The sequence below is a fragment of the Kitasatospora phosalacinea genome (assembly GCF_000716545.1).
Lineage (GTDB): Bacteria > Actinomycetota > Actinomycetes > Streptomycetales > Streptomycetaceae > Kitasatospora > Kitasatospora phosalacinea.
On record NZ_JNWZ01000060.1, the window covers coordinates 15,194 to 28,404 of the forward strand.

Consider the following 13,211-nt stretch of genomic DNA (forward strand, 5'->3'; position numbering starts at 1 on the left):
TGGTCGCAGCACAGATCCCGTCCGCTGGCGGGAGGCGTTCGAGGTGGCCACGGGCCGGATCGCGGGCCGGTTCGCCCGGGTCGAACCCCGGTTGCGGGCCCGGCGGTTGGTACTGGGCCTGCTGTCGGACCTGCCGCGCAAGAACTGCTGGACGATCGCGGAGTGGGCCGGGGAGACCAGCCCACACGGCATGCAGCATCTGCTGTGCCGAGCCGTCCGGGATGCCGATGGCGTCCCTGACGACGTGCGCGAATACGTCGTCGAGCACCTGCATGACGACGTCGCGGTAGCTGCTGATCCGCCGTAACCGCAGCACCGGTGAACACGCCTACTACCGATGCCACTCCCGCACGCCGGCATCCCTGGCCACCCTGGTCAGGGTCGCAGGTTCCCGATGGCGGGTGGAGGAGACCTTCCAAACCGAGAAGGGACTGGCCGGGCTGGATGAGCACCAGGTCCGCCGCTATCCCTCGTGGGCCCGGTGGGTCACCCTCGCGATGCTGGCCCACGCCTTCCTCGCCGTCGTCCGCGCCGACGAACACGCACACCGGCCCTCGCCGGACGACCTGATCCCGCTGTCCTGCAACGAGATCTGCCGTCTGTTCACCGCGCTCGTCGTCCGGTCCGTCCGCGACGCGGCCCACCGGCTTGTTTGGTCCGACTGGCGCCGCCGCCACCAAGCACGTTCACGCACCAGTCACTACCGGCGACAAGCCGCATCCCAGACATGAAGATCACGCTCTACAGCTGAAGTACGAACCGGCCCCGGACGGCCACGCACCACACCCGACAAGGTCCGCGCCGACAAAGCCTACGGATCCCGGGCGAACCGCTCCTACCTGCGCAGACGCAGGATCGAGTGCACCATCCCGGAGAAGGCCGACCAGGTCCGCAACCGCAAGAAGCTCGGCTCCCGAGGCGGCCGGCCACCGACCTTCGACAAGGAGGACCACAAGGAGCGCCACGCGGTGGAGTGCGGGATCAACCGGCTGGAACGACACCGCGCGGTGGCCACCCGATACGACAAGCTGGCCGTGCGCTACGAGGCAACAGTGCCGGTCACCGCCATCAACGAGTGGCTGTGACCAGCACTTTCGCAACCGACCCTAGTGGCTCGGCTCGGATTGTCGACCGCGTAATTGGTTCGCCGTCCGGTGCCCGCATCGTTCTGCCTCCAGGCGTGATCTCGACGGTGGCCGTGAGGGCGTCCTGGAGTGTTCGCACGCCTGCGAGCATGGGCGAGGGCGCCTCCCACCCCGCGGGTCTCCCCGCTCTACCCGCCGTGGCCCGTCGCCTTGCCCGCCACGGCGGCGGCCGCGCGGACGAAGGCGGCCAGGGCCGGGGAGGTGGCGCGCTCGGGCCAGGCGAGGACGAGCGTGGTGGGCTCGGCATCATCGACTGGGACGGCGACCAGGTCGTCGCGGAGCTGGCCGCGGATGGAGGAGGGGAGGACGGCGACCATGCGGCGCAAGGCGATGAGGTGGAGAAGCTGCCCAAGGTCGTGGACCTCGGGTCCGGGTGAGCCGCCCTCGGATGCGCCCGGCCAGCGTGGCAGGGGCTCCTCGGCGAGGTCGTTCAGGCAGACCCGGGTACGGCCCGCGAGGCGGTGCGAACTCGGCATCACGAGAAGTTGGGTCTCGGTCAGGAGGTCCTGGGTGTCCAGGCCGGTGAGGTCGTGGTGGGGGCGGTGAAGCAGGGCGGCGTCGGCACGACCCTCCCGCAGGAGGATCTCACGCTCGCCGAAGCTGCACACCAGCTCGACCGGCAGCGCACCCGGCTCAGCCTGGTAGGCGTCGAGGATCGCGGGCAGCAGGCCACCGTCGCCGCCCGGCTTGATGACCAGGACCAGCCGCGGGTCGGCGCGGCCGGCCCGCCGGGTGCGGCGCGCCGCGGCCGACGCGGCGTCGAGCACCGTACGGCTCTCGCGGAGCAGGACGGCCCCCGCCTCGGTCAGTGCGACCCGGCGACTGCCACGTTCCAACAGGGCTACGCCCAGCCGTCGTTCGAGCTGCCGAATGGCGCGGGAGAGCGGCGGTTGGGCCATCCCCAGCCGGGCGGCCGCCCGACCGAAGTGCAGTTCTTCGGCGACAGCGGTGAAGTAGACGAGCTCGCGGACCTCCAGTCTTTCCATACCCGCACGGTATCGCTGCCTACCTGATCGGTGTTGGAACTCCCGGCCGCCCCCGTGGTGGGCTGAACGCATGACAGAAACCACGACTGCCCTGGTCACCGGTGCCAACAAGGGCATCGGACGCGAGGTCGCAGCCCGGCTCGCCTCGCTCGGCACGAACGTCCTGCTGGCCTCGCGCGACCCGCACCGCGGTGCGGCAGCCGCAGCCGACCTGGGCCCGCGGGTGCACCCGGTCACCCTGGACGTCACCGACCGCGCCGGCGTCCTATCCGCCGCCCGCTGGATCGAGGAGCGCTTCGGCCGGCTGGACATCCTGGTCAACAACGCCGGCATCTCTGGCGACCTCGCCGCCCAGAGCCCTGGCAGTGTCGAACTGACCGCTGTGCGCGAGGTGTTCGAGACCAACGTGTTCGGCGTGATCAGCGTGACCACCGCGGTGCTGCCGCTGCTCGCCCGCTCCCCCGCCGCCCGGATCGTCAATGTCAGCAGCGGACTGGGCTCCATCGCCCGGATGACCGATCCCGAGGACTACTTCACGACCCGGCCCTCATTGGCCGCGTACGTCCCGTCCAAGACCGCGCTCAACTCGCTGACCGTGCAGTACGCCAAGGAACTGCGCAGCCGCAACATCCTGGTCAACGCCGCCGATCCGGGGCCGTGTGCGACCGACCTGACCACCGCGTTCCCCGGCCTCACCCGCACCGCGGCCGATGGCGCGGCCGTGGTCGTCCGGCTCGCCACGCTGCCCGATGACGGGCCGACCGGCGGCTTCTTCGACGAGCACGGCCCGGTTCCCTGGTGAGCTGCCTGCCAGGGAACCGGGGGACGGGGTGGTGGGGGTCGGCCCGGACGGGACGGGCGAGCCGGAGACCGCGCCGGCGCCCGACGGGCCGCAGCGCCCGGGTCACCCAGCCGGACCGCCCCGGCAACGGCCGACGGAAGGGTAGCGCACCTCAGGCAGCCTTGGCCGGGTACTCGGTCCAGGTGCGGATGGGTGCGTCGGGGGCAAAGCCGGTCTTCGGTTCGGTGCGGGCATTTCGCCAGCGCACGTAGGCGCCGATGGCGGCGTTCCGTTCGCCGTGGCTGCGGTGGTCGGTGCCGTCGAGGGCGAAGCAGCGCAGGGCGGCGAACTCGGACTCGATCCGGTTCAGCCACGATCCGTAGGTCGGCAGGAGGAAGACCAGCTCGATGTCGGGACGAGGCGCCGCTCCAGTCGTCTCGCGGCCCGGCCGCGCTGCCCGCGCTACCCGCTTTCCTGACGCCGCACCACCTGCTACCGGTCATTTCGCGCTGCCGCCCGCAGACGCCGCAGGCAGGTGACCGAGCAGGCGGGTTCGAGTAGGCCCTGGTGGAAGTCGACGCGTTGCTCGTGGCGGGTGCGCAGCCGCTCGGACTGGTGCAGCCAGGCAATGGTCGTCGTCCGGGCCCAGCACCCGGTCGCGGAGCCGGGTCCGCCGCCTGCGCGAGCGCGGCATCGAGGTCCGCTCCGGCGTCCACCCCCGGTAGCCGGTCGGCCGCCCGGCACGTGCACGTGCTGCCGGCCGAGGCGCAGGTGCTGTACGACGTCGTCCTGGAGATGGACGAGATCCACGGCGGCGTCGCCGACACCTCGGTGGTCCTGGTCGTCGGTGCCCACGACACCGTCGACCCGGCCGCCCTGGGCGACCTGTCCGGTCCGGTCATCGGCATGCCCGTGCTCAAGGTGCGGGAGGCCGAGCAGGTCATCGTCGCCGCCCCGCTCCGTGCTTGCCGAAGGCTTGGGGTGCACGTCTCTTGAAGTACCACCGACATATGTGTCAGTCTCATTTCGCCGCGCTGGACACCCCCGTACGGCGAGCAGTGCACACCGGTTGAGACCCACCCTTCGTTGTTAGCGCTCACATTGCATCAACGACTGGCCCGCACCTGCCTGTCCTCGCGTCTGGCGGCCGCCCTACGAGGCGTCCGGACAGCAGCCGAGCGGTGCGCTCCCGCACATGAGACTGATCCATCGGCTTGAAAGTTTCGTACCAATGGCGGAGGCCGACGAAACGAGTCGGCCCCGACCACCGGCCCTGCTCCTGCTCCTGCTCCTGCTCCGCACTTCGCCCCTCTCCTCGAAGGAGGCTTCCGATGCACCACCGCACGCCCTCCGTCCCCACCCGCTTACGCCCGGTCGGCCCGGCCGCCGTGCTGCTGCTGGTCCTCGCGATGGCGATGGCCGCCCTCGGCGGCCGGGCCGCCGCGAGCGATCCCGCCGCCGGGGCGAACCCTGCCGCGGCCCAGGCCGCGGCGGCAGCGGCCCTGCCCTGTGACCTCTACGCGACCGGCGGCACGCCCTGCATCGCGGCGCACTCCACCACCCGGGCGCTGTTCGCGGGCTACAACGGCCCGCTCTACCAGGTCCAACGCGGGTCCGACCACACGTCCCACGACGTCGGCCTGCTCTCCGTCGGCGGCTATGCCGACGCGTCGGCCCAGACGTCGTTCTGCGCCGGCACCTCGTGCACCATCACCAAGATCTACGACCAGAGCAGTCGGCACAACGACCTGTCGATCTCGTGGGGCGGCTACTGGAAGGGGCCGGGCCCGAACGGCGCCGACGTCGGCGCCGACGCCGCGGCGCTGCCCGTCACCGCGGGCGGGCACCAGGTGTTCGGCGTCAAGGTCACGCCGGGCGTGGGCTACCGCGTGGACCACGCCAACGGAGCTCCCACCGGCTCCCAGCCCGAGGGCATCTACATGGTGACCTCCTCCAATCTCACCAACCAGTGGTGCTGCTTCGACTACGGGAGCGGCGAGAACAGCCACACCGACACCGGCAACGCCACGATGAACGCCATCTACTGGGGCAACGCCTGCTGGTTCGGCGGCTGTACCGGGACCGGCCCCTGGGTCGAGGCCGACCTGGAGAACGGGATGTTCCACACCAACACGGGCTCCAACAAGGACCCCAACAACCAGGGCGTCCACTACCCGTTCGTCAGCGCCCTGGAGAAGAACAACGGGACCAGCAACTTCACCCTGAAGTACGGGAACGCCGCGAGCGGCGGGCTCACCACCACCTACTCCGGTGCGCTGCCCAACGGCTACTCGCCCATGAAGACCGACAGCTCCCTGCTGCTCGGAACCGGGGGCGACAACAGCCCCACCGGCCAGGGCGAGTTCTTCGAGGGCGCCATCACCGCCGGTTTCCCCTCGGACGCGACCGAGAACGCGGTGCAGGCGAGCATCACCGCCGCCGGTTACGGCGGCACCGGCGGGGCCGCGGCCGCCCCGCTGCGCAGTACCAGCGCCAACCGCTGCCTGGACGTCCCGAACAGCAACCAGGCCAACGGCACCCAGACGGAGCTGTGGGACTGCAACGGCGGCACGAACCAGCAGTGGACGCCGACCACCGCCAAGGAGCTGCGGGTGTTCGGCGGCAAGTGCCTGGACGCCGAGGCCAAGGGCACGGCGAACGGCACCCGGGCGATCGTTTGGGACTGCAACGGCGGTACCAACCAGCAGTGGAACCTGAACGCCGACGGCACCGTCACCAGCGTCCAGTCCGGTCTGTGCCTGGACGTCAGCGCCTACGGCACCGCCAACGGCACCCTGGTCCAGCTGTGGCAGTGCACCGGCGCCGGCAACCAGAAGTGGGCCCGCAGCTGAGCCGGACGCGACCCGCGTTCCGGCCCCGCCTCGCCCGGCCCGGCCCGGCCCGGCTCAGGGCGGGCCGGCCCGGCCCCGCGCACACGAGGACCCGTCCCCGGCCGCCACCGCCGGGGACGGCTCGGTGAGGACGGTGCTCCCACCACTCCCGCCCGGCCCTCCGCCCCGCGAGGCGCCGGCCCCCACCACGCGAGGAGAGAGCAGTCGATGAAGCCCGACCGACACAGCCTTCCGGCGCCCGACCGCACGAGAGGGGCCCTCGTCGCGGCCCTGACCTTCGGCGCCGTCATGGTCGCGCCCGCCGCCGTCTCGCACGCGGCGACGACGACCACCCTGTACGTCTCACCGACCGGCGGCGGCACCGCGTGCTCCGTCTCGGCCCCGTGCTCCCTGACCCAGGCGAAGACCTCCGTCGAGGCCGTCAACGGGAACATGACCGGTGACATCGTGGTCCAACTCGCGGACGGCACCTACCGGTTGACCGCGCCGCTCACGCTCGGCAGCGCCGACTCGGGCAGCAACGGCCACCAGGTGATCTGGCAGGCCGCGCCGGGTGCGAGCCCGGTGTGGTCGGGCGGTCAGCGGGTCACGGGCTGGACGCTGAAGGACGCCGCGAACAACATCTACGCGGCACCGGTCCCGACCGGTGCCGACTCCCGGCAGCTGTACGTCGACGGGACGCTGGCGCCGCGGGCGTCGATCGCGATCTCGCGCAGCGACGTGAGCATCACCGGCAGCGGGATGACCATCGTCAACCCGGCGCTGAACTACCTGGCCACGCTGCCGCAGCAGAACCGGATCGAGCTGGAGAGCCAGAACTCCTTCACCGACCGCTACGCCCCGGTGCAGTCCATCAGCGGAACGGCCGTCACCATGCAGCAGCCGGCGTGGAACAACAACAACTGGGGCTACGACACCCTGGCCAAGCCCTTCGCTGGCGGGTCGCTGCAACTGGAGAACTCCTACGCGTTCCTGAAGTCCGCCGGACAGTGGTTCCTCGACCCGCAGGCGGGCCAGCTGTACTACAAGGCACCGGCGGGCTGGTCGGCACCCGCCCACGACGTCGAACTGCCGCGGCTGACCTCCCTGCTGCAGATCAGCGGCAGCTACACCAACCCCGTGCACGACATCGCCTTCCAGGGCATCGGCTTCCAGCACACCACCTGGCTCCAGCCCGGCACCTCCGTCGGCTACGCCGACCAGCAGAGCGGGGCGTTCCTCGCCCGCCCCTACACCCAGCCCGCGGACTTCATGACGTCCTGCCAGTCCGGGTGCCAGTTGTTCGAGGCCGCCCGCAACAGCTGGAACCAGGTGCCGGCGGCCGTGCAGGTCTCGGCGGCCGCCTCCCTCACCTTCTCCGGGAACACCTTCTCCCATCTGGGCCAGGTGGGCCTCGGCATCGGCAACGACGCCGACGCCCACGCCTCCGGCGTCGGCCTGGGAGCCTCGAACATCACGGTCTCCGGCAACGCGTTCACCGACGACTCGGGGGCGGGGATCGTGGTCGGCGGCGTGCAGCCCGACGCCCACCACCCGTCCAACGCCGCGATGACGAACCAGAACATCACCATCCAGGGCAACCGGATCAGCGACGTCGCCAAGGACTACAAGGACATGGCCGGGATCCTCTCGACCTACGTCACCCACGCCGTCATCACCCACAACGAGGTGTCGAACCTCGCCTACGACGGCATCGACGTCGGATGGGGCTGGGGGGCCAACGACGCCGGCGGCAGCCAGGACTACCGCAACCGCGGCCTCTACAACTACCAGCCCGTCTACACCACGGCGACGACCCTGAAGAACACCGTCGTCAGCTACAACAAGGTGCACGGCACCAAGAAGGTGTTCCACGACGGCGGCAGCATCTACACGCTGTCGGCCGACCCCGGCACGAGCATCGACCACAACTACGTCTACGACAACAAGAACACCGTCGGCCTCTACCTCGACGAGGGCTCCCGCTACGAGACCCTCAGCAGCAACGTGGTCCAGGACTCGGGCGTCTGGGCCTTCACCAACGCGAGCGGCGGCAACAACACCAGCGACTCCACCTTCTCCGGCAACTGGTACAACGGGGGCGCCACACAGGTCGCCACCGGAGCTCCGCACAACAACGTCCTGACCGGGAACGTGCAGGTCAGCGGGGTCAACTGGCCGTCCGGAGCGCAGCAGGTGATCGCCCAGGCCGGGACGACGGACGGCGGCGGCGGCCCCACCGGAGCCGTGCACGCCCTGGGCGCGGGCAAGTGCCTGGACGTACCGAACGCGTCGACCACCCCGGGGACGCAAACCCAGATCTGGGACTGCACCGGCGCGGCCAACCAGACCTTCACCCGCACGGCGGCCGGGGAGTTGACGGTCTACGACGGGACGAACCGGCTCTGCCTGGACGCCTACGCGAAGGGCACCACCAACGGCACCAAGGTCGCCGTCTGGAGCTGCAACGGCCAGAGCAACCAGCAGTGGACCTTCCACTCCGACGGCACCGTCACCGGCGTGCAGTCCGGACTCTGCCTCGACGTGACCGGCGCTTCCACCAGCAACGGCGCCCTGGTCGAACTGTGGTCCTGCAACGGCCAGTCCAACCAGACGTGGTCTTGAACCGGCCGCGTGGTCGGCTCCCCCACCGGCTCACCCACGGTGACGCCGGGGGCTGACCGATCCCCCTGACCTCCTCGCCGGTCGCCTCCGCCCGCCCCCGTCACCGAGACGGGGGGCGGGCGGAGGGCGTTCAACTGCGCAGGCTCCACTGCTGGTTGCCCGCGCCCGAGCAGGCCCACAGCTGGATCTTCGTCCCGTTGGCCGTGCCCGTGCCGGCGGCGTCCACGCACAGGCCCGACTGCACTCCGGTGACGGTGCCGTTGGAGTTGACGTTCCACTGCTGGTTGGCCTGACCGTTGCAGTCCCAGATCACGACGGCGGTGCCGTTGCCGGTCCCCTGGCCCGAGGCGTCCAGGCACTTGTTGCCGTACACCACCAACTGCTTGCTCGCCGTGTAGGTCCAGCGCTGGTTGGTGCCGCCGTGGCAGTCCCACAACTGGGCCTGGGTGCCGTTGCTCGTGGCGGAGCCGGGGATGTCGACGCAGCGGCCCGACGCCTGGCCCACGACCTCCTGGCCGATGGGCGGCGGGGTGGGGGTGCCGGAGCCGAACTGGCTGAAGAACTTCCACACTTCGCCGGAGGTCCAGGTGCGCCAGCCGTCGCAGGTGCACCCGTCGATCGGACCGGGGTCGTGGCCCGCGCCGTCGAACGCCGCCCAGACGACCGGGTACCCGGACCTGCACCCGGAGTAGGCGGTGACGACGTGGGTGAGGCTGCCGGGGGCCGGCTCGGGCGGGTTCTGCGGGGTGCAGCCGTTGTTCCTGACGAACTGGTCACGCAGCCCCCTGCCCAGGGAGATGGGCAGGACGTCGTCGCGGAGGCCGTGCAGCCCCATGTAGGCGATCGGCTGCGTGCCGCCGCCGCAGCCGCTGAGGTTCGCCCCGGAGTAGACCGCGACCGCACGGAAGACCGTCGCCCGGGAGCAGGCGAGCGCGTAGCTCATCGAGCCGCCGTAGCTGAAGCCGGCGGCGAACAGCTGCGTGGTGTCGACGCACAGACCGGCTTCGAGCTGCCTGGTCAGGTCGTCGACGAAGGCGATGTCCTGGCCGTTGGAGTTGGCCCAGCCGTTGTCGAAGCCCTGCGGTGCGACGAAGACGGTGCCGTTGCTGTCGGCGTCCGCCAGTCGCCGCAGGCCGTAGTAGGACCAGTTGTAGCCGTCGGTGCCGCCCGAGTCGACGTCGTTGGCGGTGCCGCCCCGCCAGTGGAATCCGAAGACCAGCCGGTACGGGTGGTTCTGGTCGTAGTTGGCGGGGACCCGCAGGATGTAGCTGCGGGTCTGGCCGCTGCTGGTGATCGTGCGGGCGCCGCTCGCCAGCGACGGCGCCTTGCCACAGCCGCCGCTGGCCGCGGCGGCGGCGACCGGCGCGGCGCTCGCGCTGAAGCCGGGGCCCAGCATCATGCTGATCACGGCGACGACGACGGCCGCCGTGGCCAGCACGGGCGTGAACGGGGATCTGCGTTTCACGGGCTCTTCCTTCACTGTGGGTGGACAGGAGCTCAGGGCGCCGGACGGCGGATCTTCCGCGGTCCGGTGGAAACGGTTCGAGCGAGCGGGGGCCGACCTCGAACGCAGGCTGCCGCTGCGGGCGCCTCCCGCGTGTGAGCGCTAACAATCCGGCGGGCGTCAGCGCCGACGACTTTGCGGGGAGGGCGCTCCTTCCGGACGGGCGAGGGACCGGGAAGGCGGCGGCAGCAGCGTGCACACGTTCCTGACGCGGCGTCAACCTCCTCCCGGACGGCCGGGCACCGCGCTCGGCGCCCCGGCACCACCGCCCGGGCCCCGGCGGGGGCGGAATCCCGGGAACCGGGCGGGGCGGCGTGCCTGGTGGGCGGGCCCGGGCGCAGGAGACGGCCCCGGCCCCGCGCGGGGCGGGCCGCGCTCGGGCCGCGGCACCGGGCGCGTGAAGCTTTCGGGCTGCCGGCTGGCCGGAGCGGCGCTCACCCGGCGCTCTCCGCGCTGTCCCGGCTCGGAGTGTCGGGCCTGATCAGCCCCCGGGCGCGGAGGTCGTCCCAGAGGCCGTCGGGCACCGGTCGGCGGTGGAGTTCCACGTTCCGCTCGACCTGCTGCCGGTCCCTCATCCCCAGCGTGACGTTGACGACGCAGGGGTGGGTGAGGGGGAAGGCGATGGCGGCGGCGGGCAGGGTGGTGCCGTGGCGTTCGCAGACCTCGGCGATGGCGAGGGCGCGGTCCACCAGGTCCGCGGGCGCGTCCCGGTAGTCGTACGTCAGGCCGGGCGTGGGGCGGTCCCGGGACAGCAGGCCCGAGTTGAACACGCCGACGGCGACCACGCTCTTGTCGTGTTCGCGGGCGGCGGGCAGCACGTCGTCCAGCGCCGACTGGTCGAGGAGGGTGTAGCGCCCGGCCAGCATCACCACGTCGGCGGCGGTCTCGCGCAGGAAGCGGGCGAGCATGGCGGACTGGTTCATGCCGGCGCCGATCGCGCCGATCACCCCTTGGTCGCGGAGGCCGGCGAGGGCGGGCAGGGCTTGGTCGGCGGCCTGCGGCCAGTGGGCGTCGGGGTCGTGGAGGTAGACGACGTCGAGGCGGTCCAGGCCGGTGCGCTCCAGGGTGGCGTCGATGGAGCGCAGCACGCCGTCGCGGCTGAAGTCCCACCGGCGGCGCAGCTCGTCGGGGACGGCGAAGCCGTCGGCGTCCGTGCCCCGCGGGTGCTCGTTGGGGACGAGGAGGCGGCCGACCTTGGAGGAGACGACGTACTGGTCACGGGCGCGGCCGCGCAGGGCGGCGCCGAGGCGCCGTTCGGAGAGGCCGAGGCCGTAGTGGGGTGCGGTGTCGAAGTACCGGATTCCGCCGTTCCAGGCCGCCTCGACCGCGGCGGCCGCGTCCTCGTCCGAGGTGGCCCGGTAGAGGTTGCCGATGACGGAGGCGCCGAAGCCGAGTTCGGTGACCGTGACGGTGGTGCTGTTGATCTTCCGTACGCGCAAGGCAGGGCTCCTCGGTTCCGGCGGGAGGGACAGGCCGTGCGGTTCGGCGCCGGACGGCAGCCGGGTCGGTGTGCCGGGCAGCGGGCGGGTCGGCGTTCACCGGGCGAGCCATCCGCCGTCGACGGGGAGGACGGCGCCGTGGACGTACGCGGCGGCGTCCGAGGCCAGGAACACGGTGGCGCCGGCGAGGTCGTCCGCGCTGCCCCAGCGCCCGGCGGGGATGCGCTCCAGGATCGACCGGCTGCGCACCGGATCCTCCCGCAGGGCCTGCGTGTTGTCGGTGGCGATGTACCCGGGCGCGATCGCGTTGACGTTGACGCCGTGCGGGGCCCACTCGTTGGCCAGCGCCTTGGTCAGGCCGGCGATGCCGTGCTTGGCGGCGGTGTAGCCGGGGACGGTGATGCCGCCCTGGAAACTGAGCAGCGACGCGGTGAAGACGATCTTCCCGCGGCCGCGCGCCACCATGCTCGCCCCCACCGCCCGGGTCAGCGCGAACTGGGCGCCGAGGTTGACCTGGAGCACCAGCTCCCAGTCGGCGTCCGGGTGTTCGGCGGCCGGTGCGCGCCGGATCGTCCCCGCGTTGTTGATCAGGATGTCGACCGGGCGCTCGCGTGCGGCGAGGTCGGCACCGAGCGCGCGGACGGCGCCGGGGTCCGCGAAGTCGGTGCGGATCGCCTCGAAGGTGCGGCCCGCGGCGAGGACGTCCTCCTCCACCGCGCTGCCGGACGCCTCCAGCGAGGCGCTGACGCCGATGACGTCCGCGCCGGCTCCGGCCAGTGCGCGGGCCGTGGCGCGGCCGATGCCCCGGCCCGCGCCGGTGACGACGGCGAGCCGGCCGGTGAGGTCGAAGGCGCTCATGCGGCGGCTCCCCGGGTGTCGTCGTCGGTGCAGTCCAGGAGGACCTTCATCACGTCGCCGCCCTCCAGCGCCTCGAACGCGGCCGGGGCCTGGGCGAGTGGGAGGACCTTGCTGATCAGCCGCTCGGCGGGGACGGTGCCCGCGGCGATCTGTGCGACGGCCCCCTCGAAGTCGGAGCGGTCGTACAACCGGGCGCCCACCAGCGTCAGTTCGCGCCAGAAGAAGCGGTGCAGGTCCACCTCGCGCGGGCGGGGGTGGATGGCCACCAGGCAGAGCCGGCCGCGCACGCCCAGCACGTCGACGGCCGTGTCCACGCCGCCCGGCGCACCGGAGACCTCGAAGGCGACGTCCGCACCCGCGCCCCGGGTCCACTCCTGGACCAGAGCGGGCACGTCCTCGACCGCCGGGTTCCACGTGTCGAGCCCCGACTCCTCGGCGATCAGCCGCCGGTGGGCGCTCGGCTCCGCCACCCGCACCCGCGCGCCCGCCGCCCGCGCGACCAGGGCGATCAGCACGCCGACGGGGCCGCCGCCGACCACGACGACGTTCTCACCTGCCCGTACTCCGGCACGGCCCACGTCGTGCACGGCGACCGCGGTGGGCTCCACCAGCGCGGCCCGGTCCAGCGGAAGGGAGTCCGGCAGCCGGACCAGCGTGGCGGCGGGCACGGTCCACCGCTGCTGCATCGCACCCGGGGAGTCGATGCCGATGAAGTCCAGGTGCTGGCAGACGTGCTGGTGGCCCCTCAGGCAGGCCGGGCAGGTGCCGTCCCAGCGCAGCGGCATCACGGTGACGGCGTCACCGGGCCGCCAGCCCTCGACGCCCGGGCCGACCCGCACCACGCGGCCGGACATCTCGTGCCCGAGGACGGCGGGCGCCTGCACCCGGGCGTCCAGGTCACCGTGGAAGACGTGCAGGTCGGTCCCGCAGACACCCACGTAGGCGGGGGCGAGTTCCACCTCCCCCGGGCCCGGTGGGCGGACCTCGGCCGCGGCCGTGTCCAGGGTCCGGGCAGCCGTGTAGCGGACGGCGAGTGACATGA

General features: G+C 72.0%; 8 protein-coding genes and 3 pseudogenes. 6 read left to right on the forward strand and 5 right to left on the reverse strand.

Features of this window, described 5'->3' with window-relative positions; genetic code table 11:
- Positions 1–43: 43 nt before the first annotated feature.
- Positions 44–536, forward strand: a pseudogene (locus OO48_RS41255) (transposase family protein); the annotation flags it as partial.
- Positions 537–755: 219 nt separating this feature from the next.
- Positions 756–1,085: pseudogene (locus tag OO48_RS35780) on the forward strand (transposase family protein); the annotation flags it as partial.
- A gap of 188 nt (positions 1,086–1,273) precedes the next feature.
- Here the strand turns inward: OO48_RS35780 and OO48_RS25990 are convergent.
- Positions 1,274–2,131, reverse strand: coding sequence for a LysR family transcriptional regulator (locus tag OO48_RS25990; protein WP_106970415.1), 858 nt, complete (start codon positions 2,129–2,131; stop codon positions 1,274–1,276).
- Positions 2,132–2,201: 70 nt separating this feature from the next.
- Between OO48_RS25990 and OO48_RS25995 the strand changes: the two genes are divergently transcribed.
- From OO48_RS25995 to OO48_RS26010, 4 genes and pseudogenes are all read left to right on the forward strand, one after another.
- Positions 2,202–2,933, forward strand: a complete 732-nt coding sequence (locus tag OO48_RS25995) for an SDR family oxidoreductase (RefSeq protein WP_033220467.1) — start codon at positions 2,202–2,204, stop codon at positions 2,931–2,933.
- A 607-nt stretch (positions 2,934–3,540) separates the two neighbouring features.
- Positions 3,541–3,860, forward strand: a pseudogene (locus OO48_RS26000) (NAD(P)(+) transhydrogenase (Re/Si-specific) subunit beta); the annotation flags it as partial.
- 383 nt (positions 3,861–4,243) lie between these two features.
- Positions 4,244–5,764, forward strand: a complete 1,521-nt coding sequence (locus OO48_RS26005; RefSeq protein WP_051732809.1) for an arabinofuranosidase catalytic domain-containing protein — start codon at positions 4,244–4,246, stop codon at positions 5,762–5,764.
- A 207-nt stretch (positions 5,765–5,971) separates the two neighbouring features.
- On the forward strand, positions 5,972–8,368 hold the full coding sequence (locus OO48_RS26010; RefSeq protein WP_081952381.1) for a ricin-type beta-trefoil lectin domain protein: 2,397 nt from the start codon (positions 5,972–5,974) through the stop codon (positions 8,366–8,368).
- Between the two features lie 130 nt (positions 8,369–8,498).
- Here the strand turns inward: OO48_RS26010 and OO48_RS26015 are convergent, their stop codons facing one another.
- The 4 genes from OO48_RS26015 to OO48_RS26030 all read right to left on the reverse strand — a co-directional run bounded on the left by OO48_RS26015 (position 8,499) and on the right by OO48_RS26030 (position 13,209).
- Positions 8,499–9,764, reverse strand: a complete 1,266-nt coding sequence (locus OO48_RS26015; RefSeq protein WP_425338585.1) for an RICIN domain-containing protein — start codon at positions 9,762–9,764, stop codon at positions 8,499–8,501.
- 542 nt (positions 9,765–10,306) lie between these two features.
- A complete protein-coding gene (locus tag OO48_RS26020; RefSeq protein ID WP_033220471.1) occupies positions 10,307–11,311 on the reverse strand; it encodes an aldo/keto reductase in 1,005 nt (334 codons plus the stop codon).
- Positions 11,312–11,407: 96 nt separating this feature from the next.
- Positions 11,408–12,169 carry an SDR family oxidoreductase gene (locus tag OO48_RS26025; protein ID WP_033220473.1) on the reverse strand — a complete coding sequence of 254 codons (762 nt, stop codon included), beginning with the start codon at positions 12,167–12,169 and terminating at the stop codon, positions 11,408–11,410.
- Positions 12,166–13,209 (reverse strand): (R,R)-butanediol dehydrogenase, encoded by a 1,044-nt coding sequence (locus OO48_RS26030; RefSeq protein WP_033220475.1) that lies wholly within the window; start codon positions 13,207–13,209, stop codon positions 12,166–12,168. Before OO48_RS26030 ends, OO48_RS26025 begins: the two co-directional genes overlap by 4 nt.
- Between the last annotated feature and the right edge of the window lie 2 nt (positions 13,210–13,211).

Bases quoted from the DNA above. Each gene is read 5' to 3' on its own strand.
- OO48_RS25990 (WP_106970415.1), bottom strand. From the start codon at position 2,131: ATGGAAAGACTGGAGGTCCGCGAGCTCGTCTACTTCACCGCTGTCGCC.
- OO48_RS25995 (WP_033220467.1), top strand. From the start codon at position 2,202: ATGACAGAAACCACGACTGCCCTGGTCACCGGTGCCAACAAGGGCATC.
- OO48_RS26005 (WP_051732809.1), top strand. From the start codon at position 4,244: ATGCACCACCGCACGCCCTCCGTCCCCACCCGCTTACGCCCGGTCGGC.
- OO48_RS26010 (WP_081952381.1), top strand. From the start codon at position 5,972: ATGAAGCCCGACCGACACAGCCTTCCGGCGCCCGACCGCACGAGAGGG.
- OO48_RS26015 (WP_425338585.1), bottom strand. From the start codon at position 9,764: ATGCTGGGCCCCGGCTTCAGCGCGAGCGCCGCGCCGGTCGCCGCCGCC.
- OO48_RS26025 (WP_033220473.1), bottom strand. From the start codon at position 12,169: ATGAGCGCCTTCGACCTCACCGGCCGGCTCGCCGTCGTCACCGGCGCG.
- OO48_RS26030 (WP_033220475.1), bottom strand. From the start codon at position 13,209: ATGTCACTCGCCGTCCGCTACACGGCTGCCCGGACCCTGGACACGGCC.